The sequence below is a fragment of the Pseudomonas sp. Kh14 genome, from assembly GCF_900291005.1.
GTDB lineage: Bacteria > Pseudomonadota > Gammaproteobacteria > Pseudomonadales > Pseudomonadaceae > Aquipseudomonas > Aquipseudomonas alloputida.
In genome coordinates this window covers 298,664-312,589 of sequence record NZ_OLKJ01000034.1, presented here as the reverse complement: position 1 = coordinate 312,589, position 13,926 = coordinate 298,664, and the positions used below count along the sequence as shown (strand labels likewise).

General features: G+C 59.4%; 26 protein-coding genes and 1 pseudogene. 17 read left to right on the top strand and 10 right to left on the bottom strand.

The window, feature by feature from the left end; all coding sequences use genetic code 11:
- Positions 1-7 precede the first annotated feature (7 nt).
- The 7 genes from FQ668_RS18700 to FQ668_RS18665 all read right to left on the bottom strand — a co-directional run bounded on the left by FQ668_RS18700 (position 8) and on the right by FQ668_RS18665 (position 3,541).
- Positions 8-1,138 (bottom strand): hypothetical protein, encoded by a 1,131-nt coding sequence (locus FQ668_RS18700; RefSeq protein WP_144180553.1) that lies wholly within the window; start codon positions 1,136-1,138, stop codon positions 8-10.
- 157 nt (positions 1,139-1,295) lie between these two features.
- Entirely contained in the window at positions 1,296-1,517 is a 222-nt protein-coding gene (locus FQ668_RS18695) for a hypothetical protein (RefSeq protein WP_144180551.1), read from the bottom strand.
- On the bottom strand, positions 1,514-1,717 hold the full coding sequence (locus FQ668_RS18690; protein ID WP_144180549.1) for a hypothetical protein: 204 nt from the start codon (positions 1,715-1,717) through the stop codon (positions 1,514-1,516). Before FQ668_RS18690 ends, FQ668_RS18695 begins: the two co-directional genes overlap by 4 nt.
- Positions 1,714-2,130 carry a hypothetical protein gene (locus FQ668_RS18685; protein WP_144180547.1) on the bottom strand — a complete coding sequence of 139 codons (417 nt, stop codon included), beginning with the start codon at positions 2,128-2,130 and terminating at the stop codon, positions 1,714-1,716. The genes FQ668_RS18690 and FQ668_RS18685 overlap by 4 nt, the downstream gene beginning before the upstream one ends.
- Before the next feature lie 278 nt (positions 2,131-2,408).
- Entirely contained in the window at positions 2,409-2,591 is a 183-nt protein-coding gene (locus FQ668_RS18675; protein ID WP_144180543.1) for a DUF551 domain-containing protein, read from the bottom strand.
- Positions 2,588-2,866, bottom strand: a complete 279-nt coding sequence (locus FQ668_RS18670; protein ID WP_144180541.1) for a hypothetical protein — start codon at positions 2,864-2,866, stop codon at positions 2,588-2,590. Before FQ668_RS18670 ends, FQ668_RS18675 begins: the two co-directional genes overlap by 4 nt.
- A 492-nt stretch (positions 2,867-3,358) precedes the next feature.
- On the bottom strand, positions 3,359-3,541 hold the full coding sequence (locus tag FQ668_RS18665; protein ID WP_144180539.1) for a hypothetical protein: 183 nt from the start codon (positions 3,539-3,541) through the stop codon (positions 3,359-3,361).
- Positions 3,542-3,983: 442 nt separating this feature from the next.
- Between FQ668_RS18665 and FQ668_RS18660 the strand changes: the two are divergent.
- A pseudogene (locus FQ668_RS18660) lies at positions 3,984-4,310 on the top strand (DUF1654 domain-containing protein).
- A gap of 47 nt (positions 4,311-4,357) precedes the next feature.
- Here the strand turns inward: FQ668_RS18660 and FQ668_RS18655 are convergent.
- The 3 genes from FQ668_RS18655 to FQ668_RS18645 all read right to left on the bottom strand — a co-directional run bounded on the left by FQ668_RS18655 (position 4,358) and on the right by FQ668_RS18645 (position 6,790).
- On the bottom strand, positions 4,358-4,816 hold the full coding sequence (locus tag FQ668_RS18655; RefSeq protein ID WP_144180537.1) for a Panacea domain-containing protein: 459 nt from the start codon (positions 4,814-4,816) through the stop codon (positions 4,358-4,360).
- Positions 4,813-5,805, bottom strand: coding sequence for a hypothetical protein (locus tag FQ668_RS18650; RefSeq protein ID WP_144180535.1), 993 nt, complete (start codon positions 5,803-5,805; stop codon positions 4,813-4,815). Before FQ668_RS18650 ends, FQ668_RS18655 begins: the two co-directional genes overlap by 4 nt.
- A 142-nt stretch (positions 5,806-5,947) precedes the next feature.
- A complete protein-coding gene (locus FQ668_RS18645) occupies positions 5,948-6,790 on the bottom strand; it encodes a S24 family peptidase (protein WP_060498327.1) in 843 nt (280 codons plus the stop codon).
- Between the two features lie 96 nt (positions 6,791-6,886).
- Here FQ668_RS18645 and FQ668_RS18640 point away from each other — a divergent pair, with 96 nt between their 5' ends.
- The 16 genes from FQ668_RS18640 (at position 6,887) to FQ668_RS18570 (ending at position 13,886) form a co-directional block, all read left to right on the top strand.
- Positions 6,887-7,135 carry a Cro/CI family transcriptional regulator gene (locus FQ668_RS18640; RefSeq protein WP_144180533.1) on the top strand — a complete coding sequence of 83 codons (249 nt, stop codon included), beginning with the start codon at positions 6,887-6,889 and terminating at the stop codon, positions 7,133-7,135.
- A gap of 33 nt (positions 7,136-7,168) precedes the next feature.
- Positions 7,169-7,357, top strand: coding sequence for a hypothetical protein (locus FQ668_RS18635; protein WP_004573832.1), 189 nt, complete (start codon positions 7,169-7,171; stop codon positions 7,355-7,357).
- Positions 7,358-7,375: 18 nt separating this feature from the next.
- Positions 7,376-7,555 (top strand): hypothetical protein, encoded by a 180-nt coding sequence (locus FQ668_RS18630; protein ID WP_016711302.1) that lies wholly within the window; start codon positions 7,376-7,378, stop codon positions 7,553-7,555.
- Positions 7,556-7,642: 87 nt separating this feature from the next.
- A complete protein-coding gene (locus FQ668_RS18625) occupies positions 7,643-8,440 on the top strand; it encodes a Rha family transcriptional regulator (RefSeq protein WP_144180531.1) in 798 nt (265 codons plus the stop codon).
- The gene (locus tag FQ668_RS18620; RefSeq protein ID WP_144180529.1) at positions 8,437-8,847 is read left to right on the top strand and encodes a DNA translocase FtsK; all 411 of its coding nucleotides are present in this window, start codon (positions 8,437-8,439) and stop codon (positions 8,845-8,847) included. The genes FQ668_RS18625 and FQ668_RS18620 overlap by 4 nt, the downstream gene beginning before the upstream one ends.
- Positions 8,844-9,749, top strand: a complete 906-nt coding sequence (locus FQ668_RS18615) for a helix-turn-helix domain-containing protein (protein WP_144180527.1) — start codon at positions 8,844-8,846, stop codon at positions 9,747-9,749. The genes FQ668_RS18620 and FQ668_RS18615 overlap by 4 nt, the downstream gene beginning before the upstream one ends.
- Positions 9,736-10,542, top strand: coding sequence for a hypothetical protein (locus tag FQ668_RS18610; protein WP_144180525.1), 807 nt, complete (start codon positions 9,736-9,738; stop codon positions 10,540-10,542). Before FQ668_RS18615 ends, FQ668_RS18610 begins: the two co-directional genes overlap by 14 nt.
- Positions 10,539-10,907 (top strand): hypothetical protein, encoded by a 369-nt coding sequence (locus FQ668_RS18605; protein ID WP_144180523.1) that lies wholly within the window; start codon positions 10,539-10,541, stop codon positions 10,905-10,907. The genes FQ668_RS18610 and FQ668_RS18605 overlap by 4 nt, the downstream gene beginning before the upstream one ends.
- Positions 10,907-11,149, top strand: a complete 243-nt coding sequence (locus FQ668_RS18600; protein ID WP_144180521.1) for a hypothetical protein — start codon at positions 10,907-10,909, stop codon at positions 11,147-11,149. Before FQ668_RS18605 ends, FQ668_RS18600 begins: the two co-directional genes overlap by 1 nt.
- Positions 11,149-11,463 carry a hypothetical protein gene (locus FQ668_RS18595; protein WP_144180519.1) on the top strand — a complete coding sequence of 105 codons (315 nt, stop codon included), beginning with the start codon at positions 11,149-11,151 and terminating at the stop codon, positions 11,461-11,463. The genes FQ668_RS18600 and FQ668_RS18595 overlap by 1 nt, the downstream gene beginning before the upstream one ends.
- Positions 11,460-11,735, top strand: coding sequence for a hypothetical protein (locus FQ668_RS18590; protein ID WP_144180517.1), 276 nt, complete (start codon positions 11,460-11,462; stop codon positions 11,733-11,735). Before FQ668_RS18595 ends, FQ668_RS18590 begins: the two co-directional genes overlap by 4 nt.
- Entirely contained in the window at positions 11,728-12,198 is a 471-nt protein-coding gene (locus FQ668_RS18585) for a hypothetical protein (RefSeq protein ID WP_144180515.1), read from the top strand. The genes FQ668_RS18590 and FQ668_RS18585 overlap by 8 nt, the downstream gene beginning before the upstream one ends.
- Positions 12,195-12,473 (top strand): hypothetical protein, encoded by a 279-nt coding sequence (locus FQ668_RS18580; RefSeq protein WP_144180513.1) that lies wholly within the window; start codon positions 12,195-12,197, stop codon positions 12,471-12,473. Before FQ668_RS18585 ends, FQ668_RS18580 begins: the two co-directional genes overlap by 4 nt.
- Positions 12,473-13,075, top strand: coding sequence for a recombination protein NinG (locus FQ668_RS18575; protein WP_178095722.1), 603 nt, complete (start codon positions 12,473-12,475; stop codon positions 13,073-13,075). The genes FQ668_RS18580 and FQ668_RS18575 overlap by 1 nt, the downstream gene beginning before the upstream one ends.
- Positions 13,072-13,218 (top strand): hypothetical protein, encoded by a 147-nt coding sequence (locus tag FQ668_RS28595; protein ID WP_178095717.1) that lies wholly within the window; start codon positions 13,072-13,074, stop codon positions 13,216-13,218. Before FQ668_RS18575 ends, FQ668_RS28595 begins: the two co-directional genes overlap by 4 nt.
- Positions 13,215-13,886 (top strand): hypothetical protein, encoded by a 672-nt coding sequence (locus FQ668_RS18570; protein WP_144180508.1) that lies wholly within the window; start codon positions 13,215-13,217, stop codon positions 13,884-13,886. The genes FQ668_RS28595 and FQ668_RS18570 overlap by 4 nt, the downstream gene beginning before the upstream one ends.
- The last annotated feature ends 40 nt before the right edge of the window (positions 13,887-13,926 follow it).

Genomic DNA, 13,926 nt, shown 5'->3' with positions numbered 1-13,926 from the left:
CTGTGCCTCAGTAGGTGATAGCGATGTTCGGGATCTTGCGCTGGGCAATCAGGGTGATTGCCTGCTTGGCGCATTCCTCGGTCATGCCGCCGGCAACGAAGGCCTCCAATGCGGCGCGGTTGATGCTGGCGCGGTGCGCCTTGTCGGCCTCGCGGGCTTCTTGCTGCCGGAGGATCTCGGCGGCAGCGGCATCGGCGCGGCGGCGCTCGTCCTCGCGGGCTAGTTCGGCGGCTTCCTCTTCCCGGCGCGCGGCGGCCTGGCGCTCTTGCTCCATCCGCTGCTCGGCGGCCACGCGGTCGGCCTCGGCCTGAATGCGGGCGCGCTCTGCTTGTTCGGCTTGCAGCTTGAGCTGCAGGCGCTGGTTCTCGGCTTCACGCTCTTGTGCGGCAGCCTGGTCTTTCAGTTCCTGCTCTCGCTTGGCGGCTGCGTCGCGCTCGGCTTGCTGCTCCTGGGCCACGCGCTGGCGCTCAGCCTCGACGGCGGCCTCTTGCGCGAGCCGAATGCGGTCCTGCTCGGCGCGCTCTTCTGCTTCGCGGCGAAGGCGGGCCAGTTCGGCTTGCTCAGCCTCAAACTGATCGCGTTTCTGCAGCGCTGCCCGCAAGGTGGAAAGAACCTTGTCCTTTGCGTTTGCCGCCTCGGCTTCGAACTCTTCCCAGTGGGCGCCGAGTTGCATGCCTTCAGCCTCAGCGATCAGGCCTTTGATATGCAGCGAGGACAGCTCACCCAGGTCGTCAGCAAGCGTCTTGAGCCAGTTCAGACGGTCGTTGTGGCGATCAATCCGCGAATCCTCTGCTGCCTGCCAGTCATCCAAGGGCTTGCGCACTTCCTTCTGCCAGGATTCAAGGATGTCCCAAACCCGCTTGCGCTCGGCGTCGATGCGCGCCGGAACCTTCTTCTGTTCCGCAGAGAGTTCCTTTCCCTTGTTTTCGATCGCTGTTTTGGTGCGGGCAACCTCATAGGCCATGGAAGCGATTTCTTTGCGGCCCTTGACGGTCTTGAGGTCTGGCACCACAGCGAGGAACTCATCGATCTTCACGCGGATCTGCTGCAGCCAAGGCTCAAGGCCCTTTTCAGCGCTGTACACCGCTAGGGCTGTTTCCTGTGGAGGAGCGACGATCAGTTCTTTTTCTGCGGACATACGAATCTCCCGCGCCATCCATGCGGTGGGCGCTGACAAGTTGGTTATTGGGTGATGCTGCCGGCCAGTGCGCTGGCGAGCATGAAGAAGGTGCAGGCGAAGAGCATGGAGAAGGAGCCGCGCCAAGCCGCGATGCGGCGGGCCCGCTGGTAGGAGGTCACGCCCGAACCTCGTAGCCGACCGTCCACTCCCCGCAGATGCAGGCCCGGCACTTCCAAGCCTGCGGGTTCTCGATGCTGGCCAGCGCTGCCTCATTCACCGCGGCGGCGAATGTCGGCCCCTTGAACAGCATCAGCACCCGGTCGGCCGGCATGGCCTGAGCTTCGGGCAGTTCAGCGATCTGCTCGTCGATGAGCGTTTGAACGATTGGCGTGGTCATGCAACCTCCTTGCGCCGTTCGGCAATACGCCGGATGCGCTCGCAGTAGTGTTTGAACTCGTTGGAGTCGATGGCCAAGAGAGAGAAGTAGGCGACCACCAGGGTCTCGGCCTTGGCATCCTCCACCGGGCCCGAGCCTGGCAGAAGCATCGTTTCGATTGCGGCCTCGATGGCGCTGAGTGCCAAGCTGTGAGGGCTCATTGATCCTCCTCGGCCTGGGCCAGCACTCCTTCTTTGGCGAAGGGGGTTAGCAGCTGGCGGGCGATCTCTTCCAGCGCCGACTCAGGGTTGGCCACGCTCATGATCTCGTCAGCTGCCGCTGCTGCGTCGCTGGTCACTTTGCAGCGCGCCGCCAGAACCAGGCGGCCCAATACAGAGTTGCTGATGCCGTTCAGGCCCAATTGGCCCATCACGAACTCATCCACCGCCTGGGCGAAGCGCTCATAGGTGACGCCCTGCTTCGGGCGCATCCGGCGCTGGAACACCACATCGCGGCGCGCCATCAGCTCAGCGATGCCGTCGTCGATCCAAGTGGATTCGGCGTCAGCTACTTCGCTCACCGCCGGCGGCATCCGGTTGTCGTACTCAAACTGTGCTGCTCGAAGTGCGCCCATGGTCGCCTCCAGTTACGGTTGGGATGCCCGATAGCGCCGCATGAGGCCTTTTGTCAGGCGCTTCATGATTCGCGGGTATCGGTCAGGGTGGTGAAGCCGGCATGGCAGCTCATAGCGCCCGACGTCGTCTTCGCAGTAATCGCAATCGCAGTGCTTCTTGAGCATTGCCCTCGCCTCAGCAGCGCAGGCGGCGCGCAATGTGAACCAGCGACGACCGCCGCCACGGAAGACGGCAGCAGTCTCGACTGTGACGGCCATGATCGCCTCCAGGTGGTGGGTTACTCGGTGGGTGGTGAAGGGAGCGGCTGCCAGTGGGTGACCGGGTACTGGCCACCAAAGCGCTCTTGGTGGGAGTCGTAGTTGATCGTGGCCACCTTGTTGCCACTTGGTGCTTGTGGGCGGTAGGTCAGCACGTAACCGCTGACCGGCAGCCTGTCGCTGCACTTGATCCAGCCGCTCATGCTGCCTCCGGCCAATGGCGGTTGATGCTCTCTTTGGCGTAAGGCGAAAGGCGCTCGAAGCTGTTAACGCCGCCACACCCGGGCATGGTTCCCTCCAGCTCAACACAGGCCTTAATGTCGCAGCGCCGGGAGCATACCCAGCCGCCGTAATGGCATTGCCGTACCTCGCCTTTCGGTTCGGGGTGATAGGCCAGGCCGCCTTTCCAAGAAGGCGATCCACGCAGCTTGAGGCCGCAACCCCGGCACACGGCCTGGGTATCGGTGCAGTTGTGCATGTGTTGATCCTCAGGACCGCATTGGCCAGGAGCCAGGCGCGGGTGACCAAACCCACCGTGAAAGGTGGCCTGGCGCCTGCCAATGCGGTCGAATGTTGGGAAGGGGATAGGAAAGAAACGGGTCTTGCTGAATGTGGGATGAATCAGAAGAGGAGCCGGCGGTAGAGGCCTACTCTGAGCCGCCGGCAATAAGAATTTTCACTCTACGATGCAGATCCAGCGGTGGTTATGTCGGTACGGCGCTCTGGTAAATGCGACGTCTGAAACTAGGAACATACCGCGCTTCTGGAGCGCTTCGGTAAGTTGAGCGAGTGTCTCTGCTTCGATAGTCATTGCTGTTACCTCGTCAGATTTACTGCGTTCATAAATCCTGACCCAGTAGGCAACTGTTGGATTCAATATTTTTGACTCACTTACCTTCGCGACGCCGCGTGAGCACTCGATTTCCTGTCTGGCCCTGTCGCCAAGGCCAGCCAGTGAAATCGGTTTTGGTCAGCGGCGCTGGTGCTCGCAGAAGTCGGCCACAGCTGCTTCGCGTGTCGCTCGAAGCGGTGCGCCAGGCACGCCCCTGGCCAGGTAGCCGGTCGGCACCAGCTGTTCAAACCGTCCGACCGCCACCGCTGCGTCCGACGGGTGCCGCGCCTTGCAAGCATCGCAAGCTGCAGTTCTTTTCATGGTCTATCTCCAGTGGATTCCCAAAGCACCCGGTCGCCCAGGTGCTTCAGTGAATCGTTCTGTCCCATTACCGCCGGGGTGGCGGGGCGCATTGCATGCCCGGGTCGTTCTCTCGGTTTAGGCGTTTCACCTTCGTCAGCCGTACAGGGTCTTCCCTGTCGTGGGCAGCCTTTCGGGGCTGTCTGATCGCCGGTCGCCGGTAGAGGCAATGCGGTCTGTTGGTTGTTGCGCTGGTTTTTAAAGAGCGGTCGGCTTGAGGGCCTCCCGAGGGTCTGTGTAGCGCCTCGATGGATTGAACGATAAGCCAATGCCTAATTCTTGTAAATAGGTAATGCCTAACTTTTTTCACGAGTGCCTAATCCGCTCTCCGGGCTTGCATCGTTCGATGGCTCGGGTAAGCTCTGCCTAATACTGGATGGATGTACAGTTAATGGAGGAAGGTATGGCCAAGCAGAAGAAGTCGACCCCGCAACCACGCCAAGAGATGACCGCCCTTGAGCGGCTGGGCCTGCGGGTGTCGTCCATGATCAATCACCCGATCGCGCAGTCGCAGCGCTGGGTGACGATCCATCGCCTGGACACGGATGGAGACATGGAGTGGGAGGAGGTGATGGGCCTGCTGGCCGAGACGCCGGAACTGGACCTGACGTTCAACGACGACGAGAGCGTGACGGTGAGGTGAGAGGCTCAGGATGCAGGAGATCGAGACGACCTGGTCGTGGAGAAGGATTGGGAGGAGGAGAGGGTAGAGGAGGAGGCGCCTTTCTGACGGGCAAAGAAAAGCCCGCCGAGGCGGGCTTGAACGGTCATTTTCCGTTACCGGCTGAAGTCTTTAGCTAGAGATACCAAGTCAAGCACAGCATATCGGTCGCTTGCTTTTACAGGGTAGGTAGAATAAACGTAATCAATGAAAGCATTGAAATACATTAATTTTGTCTTCTCAATTACAGCGTCTAATATCTCTACGTCTCTGTCGGAAAGATCAATCTCTCGATCATCACCGCAAAATTCTACTAAATGCTTAGACGAGCCATAATGGTTTTCTTGAGAAATGATATTGAAGGACCTGCTTCCTTTGGCGGAGTCCACAACATCATCTACGTATGGGCCGTAGTGATTGAATACCCAACTAATGTCTGTGAGCTGCTCTCCGTCTAGCAAGGCTGAAAACCAATCTGCCAAATAAACTAGCTTTGTAAGTCTGGCTTTGGAGAGCTCATTCTTGTATGGGTAGTTGCTGCAGAGGTAAGCCACTATGTTTTGAAGTCTGTTCATTTGGCGCCTCCTTTCTTGAAATCCTTAAGGAAATCTTTCTCTACAGAGTCAGGTGCAGACTTAATGTGCGCCTCTCTATTCAGTTCCAGACCATCGCGTAAGAATTTTGAGTGCATTCCTTGATATTCGGAACAGTAAGCGACAATCTCTGATTCGATGCATTTGTCTGGAGCATTTAGAAAATCCTCGCTGGTGCTTTCGAAGACGATAACCCCAGTATGAGAGTCTGCGTCAGATATGGCTATCGCCACGTACCTGCAGCTCTTCATGGCGAAGCCTAGGGTTTGCGAGTCCTTGAAGCCATAAGTTTTCCCCATATATACCAGATATTCTGCCCTGTTTTGGAATGCTGGGCAATGGCTTTCTACATGTTTCTGATGCTGCCACGCCTGACCTATTACCCCTTGGTTGAGGGCAAATTTTTGTCTGTGGGACTTCGCGAATACTGGATTTTTTGAATGTCTAGCTAGAAGATAGAAGTCGCTGTCGTGCTCGTAGTATATTGATATGCGCTCATTAGTTGTTAATCCTAAACTCTTGTAAGCCGCCTTTAGGTGAGTTGTTACAAGTTCTGTGTGAAGGAGCCTAAGTGATGACTTAAGTGACTCTATGGTTTCTTGGTAGCCGTTGATTTCGCTGTTTAAGCTTGGAATAGAGTTGTTCTGTGTTTTTAGGGTGTCGATAGTTGATCTAAGTGCGTTGGAGTCGAGGTAGTTACCGATTCCGCCAACTACAGAAAGCAATGTTCCTGCTATCATCCACACTACCGGGTATCGAAAAATGACTGACGCATGCTCTCCGAATGTCGTAGCCGTACTCCATTCTTGACTAATCTGGAATCCGCTTGCGTATGCACTGCCAAAGCCCAGTAGCACCGTGCCGACTACAGTCATGACAATATACAGGCTGCTATTCAGCTTGGTGCCGAGATCTCCAAGAGGGTTGCTTTCTCCTGAAAATCCAAAGTTTTTAAAAAAACCCTTTCTCATAACTTCATGATTCTATAATCTAATTTGATTAAAAAGCTTTTGGCGGCTGCAGGTAGTTACGAATCTGAATGCTCAATGCTCTCGCCAGTCTGCATCACCTCGCAGCGGCCTAAATCTGCTGGCTGGGCTCGCTTAGGGGCCCCTAGACCAAGTGCGCATTCCACACCAGCAGCACCCGAGCCTGGATGTACGTCATGTCCCGCCGGATCAGCCGATCCTTGTGCCGCGGGTTGTCCGAAATCATCTCGTAGTGCTCCTCATCAGCCACCTGCAGCCGCTTGATGTAGAGCAGGTCATCCCATACAAACAGGTACACCCCATCGCCCACGAAGTCGCGGACGTTGATATTCACGATCAGCGGGTCGCGGTGCTTGATGGTGGGCTCCATCGACTGACCCCAGCCGGTGACCACCTTCAGGTGGTAGTGCTCCTCGAACTCGACGCCGATTTCCCGCAGGTGACTGGGGCTGACGCGAATGTCCTTGAGCATTTCCGGGTAGTCGTGCGGCAGCTGGCCGCCACCCATTGCAGCGCGGATATCATAGTGAGCGATCCGGACCTCGTCCCCGACCAGGCCAGGCCGGGTGAAATCTACGGTAATCACATTTCCTTCATCGGTCGCTTCGGCGGCTGCAATCAACTGCGCGCGCGCCGAATCCGACAAGTTCTTGCCTTGCTTGGCGAGCATGGCGCGAACCATGTCGGCAGCTGAGGTTGGCGCCGGCTCTGCGACAGGTTCCGAAGTGACGTCCTGGATGCTCTCGTAGGAGAAACCTGGGCGAAGCCCCCAGTGCTCAGGGCCCACCACATCAGAAAAGTAAGCGATCACGTCCATCAGCTTGGACTTGTCGATCCGGCCGTTTTTCACCCAGCCCTGTACCGACGGAGGCTTCACCTGGAAGTCGTCTGCGAGCTGTTTCTTGGATACGCCTTTGGCGATCCGCGCAGCATCAATGGCTGCACCTAATTCTGGTCCGGTAAGCATTGCCTAATTAGGCCTATCGCCAGCGCGATTAGGCAATGGCTTGTGTGAAATAAGGTATTGCCTTATATTCATCGGTAAATCTCCAGGAGAGAACTCATGAAATCAGCAGAAGCAGCCAAAGAAGCATCCCGCGTGCTGGGCAGCCAGGCGGAATTGGCGCGCCGGCTGAATGTTGCGGCACCCACCGTCAACCAATGGTGTTCAGGAGAGCGCACGGTCCCAGCCAAGCGCGCATTACAGATTGAGGCGCTTACGAATGGCGCCGTGAATCGTGCCGACCTGTGTCCTTCGTTCCCGTGGAGCCAGATCGACAGCAGTCCGACGCACGCGCTTTCAGCCGCCTAACCCACTCACCACCTGCAAGGAGCAGTGCCCCGTATGTACGCCAATCCCAAGCACCTGCATGACCGCGAGATCAAGGTCCGGGTCGACGAGGACACCTTCAACCTGATCCAGGCATTGGCCGCGTATCACCGCACTCAGCGTGCCGTGCTGTGCCGCGAATTGCTGGAAGCGCAGTTGGCTGCGCTGGCTTCGGAGAATACCGGCGATCAAACCGCAGCCTGAAGGCCGCGAGGAGGCCCTATGCCGACCGAACAATTCGGTCTGGACCCGGGCTCGATGGAGTTGCTTGAGCGAGAGGCGCGAAAGCGGGGGATCACCCCGGAAGCGCTAGCAGCCGAGCTGATTGATCGAGAGCTGGCCAGCCGAACGAAACCTCGAAACGCGAGGGGAACGGTACTTCCGTTCCAGCGCAAGGCCTGAACAGGCCCTGATAAGCCCGAATTGCGGGCACAAAAAAGCCGGGATAGCGGCCCGGCTCTCTGCAATACAAAACTCTGTAGGGGAATTATGCATATGCAGACCCAAAGTGTACAGGCCCTATCAAGGGCGGCGCCACAAAATGCGAACCACGATTTCGTGGCGCGCACGATGTCGTCGCGCGAAATCGCTGAACTGGTGGAGGCTCGCCACAACGATGTGGTAGCCACCATTGAGCGCCTTTTCGCCAAAAACCTTTTGCGATCAAGTCGTAAAAGCCGCCGGGAGGCTACTGGCGGGCGCCCAATCGAGGTCTACGACCTGACCGAGCGCGATACTCACCTGGTCGTGGCCGGCTACAGCGATGAGCATCGCGCCAAGGTCATCGACCGATGGCAGGAACTGGAAGCCAAACCCGCGCCGCCGGCGCCCGCCGACCTGAGCAAGCTGGAAATCCTCCAGATGGCCTTGGAGTCGGAGAAGGCCCGCGTCCTGCTCACCTTCCAGGTTGAGGCCCAGGCCAAGAAGATCGACCGTCTGGAGAACCTGTTCAAAGAAGGCATGAGCCATGTCCAGTTCTGCAAGGGCCTGAATGGGGTCAACGTGATGCAGGTGGGTCACTTCCTTGAAGGCCGCAACTGGCTCTACAACGAGAGCAAGTCCGGCACCCGCTACCGCGTGGCCGCATACGCCCGCGACAAGTACATGACCGAGCACCAGCAGACGGTCAGCCCGCACGGCAAAGAGGCCTTTGTCGCCTTTACGCCTGTGCTGCTGCGCAAGGGTGCCGTGCGCCTCTACGAGCTGTACCTGGCCGGCGAGCTGCCCATGAAGAAGAACTGGGACGGCCTGCATACCCACGACAAGGCCGTGCGGGGTGCAGCATGAGCCTTCACGACATGCCAGACGGCATGAAATCCGAGTTCCTGGCCGCCTTCCGCGCTGAATTCGGCTTCGGCGAGATGACGGCCACGGCCAATGATGACGCTGCCGCAATGCTCAAGGCTGCCGCGTGGGCCTGGCAGGCCTCCAGCGAGGCTGCGCAGGCCTCGGCAATCAGCCCGGAAGTCGCGGCGCTAATGAAGCGTATCGACGACGAGGAGCGGTGCCAGGCACTGCGGGCTGAAGCATTCGTCCGCGAATCGGGGCGTGCCTCGATCTCCGCCCTTCAGCGGCATTTCAAGATCGCTTATGGGTCTGCTTGCCGGCTTATGGATCGGCTGGTTGCTGACGGAGTTGTGAGCGCAATTGACTCAGAGGGTCGTCGCCAGGTTCTGCCAAAGGTGTCGCCATGAGCATGGAACTGATGGTCAAGGCCATGAAGACCAAGGTCGGCAATCCGCTGCGCAAGCTCGTGCTCATCAAGCTGGCCGACAATGCCAGTGATCAGGGCGAATGCTGGCCGTCGTACCAGCACATCGCCGATCAGTGCGAGATCAGCAAGCGCTCTGTGATGAACCACATCAACACCCTGTGCGGTGCCGGCCTGTTGCGCAAAGAGATCCGCAAGGGTGGCCCTAAGGGTAACTCCTCGAACGTCTACTACCTCAACTTGAGTGGTGCAGTAGATTCACTAGGGGTAGTGCAGCAGATTCACCAGGGTAGTGCAGCAGGTTCACCCCCTAGTGCAGCAGATTCACTAGGGGGTAGTGCAGGAGCTGCACCCAGAACCAGTCACTCTTTTGAATCAGTAAATGAACCAGTCACTGAACCAGTTGCGACCCAGGCTGAAGCCGTGGTCGCGGAGGGTATCGTGGTTCCGTTTACGGCTCAGCAGCCGCGCTGCGAGATCCCGGCAGATATGCCAGGTCCTAAGGACCAGTCTTGCAAAACGTTCAAGGCCTGGGCGAACTACGCCATGGCGTACCGCAAGCGCTACCACGCATGGCCGGTGTGGAACGCCAAGGCAGGCGGGCAGGTTGGCCAACTGATCAGCCGTCTCGGCATTGACGTTGCCCACCATGTGGCCGCGTACTTCCTGACTGTCAACGACGCGCGCTTGATCAACGGCTGCCACAACCTGGGCGACCTGCTGGCCAAGGCCGAGGCCTACCACACCCAGTGGGTGACCAACCGCCAGATGAACGCCACGACTGCCCGGCAGCTGGAGCAGACCCAGGCCAACATGAACGCGGCGCAGGAAGCGGCGGACGCAATCCGGAACCGTCAGGGGGGTAAGCGCAATGCTTTCCTCTGACGAACAAGCCGAACTGGCCATTGCCATCTGCGCCACTGCCGAGGCGATGGGTCAGGCAATCAGTGCTGGAGGGGCTGAGCTCATCGCTGAGGACCTTTCGGCCTATGAGCCTGGCGTCATCATCGGCGCACTGCGTGCGTGCCGTAGAGAGCCTGCGGGGCGCCTTTCGCTTGGCATGGTACTCAAGCACATCCACGCGGCTGACTCACGCCCCGGAAAGGATGAGGCGTGGTCGATCGCCCTGGCGGCCAGTGACGAGCATGAAACGGTCGTGCTCACCACTGAAATCCGCCAGGCCATGATCGCCTCCGAGCCAATCCTTGAGGCCGGCGACAAGATCGGCGCCCGGATGGCCTTCATGAGCGCCTACGAGCGCCTGGTCAGCTTCGCACGTGCCGAGGATCAGCCGGCCAAGTGGGAGGTGTCGCTGGGCTACGACGCTGGGCGCCGGGTGGTGGCCATCGAGTCTGCTGTCCGCGCCCAGCTCATACCCCACGAGACAGGAGCCAAGTACCTGGCCGACCTGCGCATCGCCCCGATCACCGATGACGGCCAGGCCATTGCCGGTCTGCTGACTGGAGAAGTGCGCCCGCAGGCCAGCGCCAAGACCCGGGAAAAGCTGGCTGAGGTGCGCTGCATCCTCAAGGCAGCCAAGGCCAAGAAAGACCGCGAGCGCGCCAAGGAAGACCAGCGCCGCCGCATCGAAACCTATCTGCGCAAGCGGCAGACACGCGTCGCCATTGCTCAATTGAACATCAAGCGCGCCGGGCAGCCGGCCGGGGAGGGCGTATGAGCCTGACAGATCGCGAACTGCTGGAGCTGGCCGCCAAGGCTGCTGGCATCGGCCCGGTGCTCTGCTACGAGTCTGCACGCAACTGCCTTCGCATCGGTGGCCGCGACTCCTACCGCCTGTGGCGCCCGCTTCAGGACGATGGTGATGCGTTCAAGCTTCTGATCGATCTCAACCTGGAGGTCGAGCGAAACGATCAAGGAGAACGCTTCTACGTCGGCCGCTTTGGTGATGCCAAGTGGATGGAAGACGCAGACGATCACTGGTTCGAGGGCGCTGACGAGCGCGAATCGCGGAGCAAAGCATTCCGAACCGCGATCGTTCGCGCTGCCAGCGAGATAGGCGAAGCGATGCAGGAGGGCAAGTGATGCAGATCGCAATCGAGATTTACCGCACTGCCTGCCGCCGCTTCGAAGCGCAGATCGAGGAATGCGTGGAGCGCGTGCTGGGTTGCTCGCTGGCGAATGGCCTGGAGCGCGAGCGCGTGCGCACGCATGCCGGGCAGGTGTTCGTCGATGGCCGGCAGGTCTGCTACGTCGAGCCGCCACGCCTGAGCGGCACGAATGTGGTGTGGGTATTCCAGGATTTGACCGCGCAGGAGAAGCACTGATGGACACCAACAAGATGCGCGACATCAGCCGCGAGCAGTTCGAGGCCAAATTCCCAGTGCCTGCCGGTGTGGCTTGGAAGGAAAGCATTGGGATGTACGAGGTCGTTGATGTTTGGAGCTTGAAAAACATCTACACCATCGGCGAACAAAACGCCCGCTGGGAAGGCTGGCAGTCCTCGCGAGAGGCCGTGGTGGTGGAATTGCCGTCAGCAATCGAATCGCCACCTTACGCCTGCTTCCAGAGTGGCTGGAACGATATGCGTGGAGAAGCAGTGGATGCTATCGAGGCCCAGGGCCTGAAGGTAGCGCCATGACTATCGACAAAGCAAAGCTCCGGGCGGCAGCCATCGATTGGGGGCACCACGCGATGGAGATCACTGGCGATGACATGCAGGCCCTGCTCGATGAGATCGACCAGCTCAGGTCGGAGAATGAAGCGTTGCGTGAGGACGCAGATCGTTATCGCTGGCTGCGGAGGGTTGGAGGCAGGAAGTACGGAAATGTCCTCCCTGGCGTGCCTGGCACAAATCACATTTACGACATCGGTGTCGATGCGGAAATGGCCAAGGAGAGCGCACATGGCTGAAAAAATCAGCGTCAACAGTCAGGCCAAGCTGTCCGAGGCTATCACCATGCTCACCCTCCTGTTCCGCGACAAGAAGTTCGTCGTGGTCAGCATGCGCCCGGGCAAGGACCGAACCCTGGATCAGAACGCCCTGTGGTTCGCCATGTACGAACGCATCGCCAAGAGCACCGAGATGGGCGACATCGAGGACGTGCGCCGCTACTGCAAGCTGCACCTGGGCGTGCCGATCATGCGCGCCGGCTGCGCCGAGTTCCGCACCGGCTGGGCTGAGTCATTCATCCACCTGGATTACGACGTGAAGCTGCGCTTGATGGGCCCATGCGCGATGTTCGGGCCGGATGGCTTCCCGGTCACCCGGCTGTTCGACCGGGCCCAGGGCTGCCAGTACACCGACCGGATCGTCGAGGAGTTCACGCCGCGGGGCGTGCACTTCGCTGACCTGCTGGGGGAGGAGGCGGCATGAGCCGGGATAAATTCACCATGCGCTACATCGCTTGGCAAGCGGCCACTGGCTTGATCGATCCCGACCTGTATGTCGAGGCATGGCAAGCCGCAAAGCAACTTGGATATGTGCTTTTGGCTGTTCTCGTTCGAGCGCTGATGCTGATCACGTTCCCGGTCTCGGTTCCGTTTCTGTGGGTGTTCTTCCGAGTGATGGAGCCGCTCAACCAGAAGCGCCGTAAGAGACGCCAAGAAAAGCTGATGGCCGAATTCCGTCGTCGCCAGGAGGAGGAATGATGCTCGCAAAGGAGATCAAGCCGAAGAAGTGCAAGGCACCAGGTTGCGGCAAGCCCTTCAAGCCAGCCATGACCACGCAGAAGGTGTGCAGCATTGCCTGCGCCAAGGCCATGGCCAAAGATCCGAAGCTGCAGAAGGTTGCGGCCAAGGCCATCACCAAGCAGGCCCGCCAGGACCTCCAGGAGCGCCGGGAGAAGCTGAAGACCCGCCGCGAGCACATGGCCGAGGCGCAGACAGCGTTCAATGCGTACATCCGCGAGCGCGACGCCGGCCTGCCGTGCATCAGCTGCGACTCGCTGCCGAGCGACCACGACCTCATCACCGGCAGCCGCTGGGACGCCGGGCATTACCGGTCGGTGGGCGCTTGCCCAGAGCTGCGGTTCGAACCGCTCAACGTCCACCGCCAGTGCGTTAAGTGCAATAGGAACCTGTCGGGGAACGCGGTCGAGTACCGGATCCGTCTGGTGAAGCGCATTGGCGCCGAAGCCGTGGAGTTCCTCGAAGGGCCTCATAAGCCCCAGCGCCTGACCATCGAAGACCTGCAGGCCATCAAGGCCCTGTACAGACAGAAGCTCAAAGACCTGAGGAGGGCGGCGGCATGACACCAGCATGGGGATTTCTGATTTTGGCCGCCCTCATGGTGGTGGGTGGTGTGGCGTTGTCCTGGGCTGGGGCGGTGCGCCGCAAGCGGTACCACGAAGAATTCATTTTGAGCAAGGCCAAGCGGGCAGGGGGTAAGCAATGATCTATCGAGACGTGATTTCCGCAGTAATTCGAGCGTTGGCGTCTGAGACGATCAACAGCGCTGGTGGCTGTGACTACACCCCCAAGGTGCAGGCCAGCAAGCTCAAAGGCGAGATCGTCGGCAAGGATGCGGCATTCCTCACCGACTGCTGGGTATTCGGAAGGCTGCATTCCTGTCTCCAGCCTAAGCACTGGCTGGCTCTGAATGCGCGCTACTCGACGCACATGGCTTCCAAGGTTGGGGCTATAGGCCGGATCGTGGCGCATGTGACCTCGCCGGCGCCGAGGCTGTTCCTTACCAAGGCGGTGACCGCCTGGGCCTACCCGCAGCTAGGGGGGGCTGAGCGACCCGTTTCGCACAAGGTAACGCTCGAGGTTGACGACGATGCGCCCGCTTGGCGAAAGGCCGCTGTTGCTAAAGCCCAGCAATCCATCAACGCAAAGCTGAAGCAGCGCCAGGAAGCGCCGTGCGAAGGGGTGATCATCCTGCCCGCGCACAACTACGACATGAACACCTGGGATCTTGATGGAAACCCAGAGCGCACCCGCCGAGACTGGCGCCGCAAAATCTTCAAGGGGCTGGACAAGATGGTGGATGAAGCGCTGGTGGAGGCTGGCGAGATCCTGAGCAGTGAGGGTGTTTTATTCGATGACCAGGACGCCGCATAGACCGCTTGACATGACATGCCGCTTCGCCGAATATTCACCC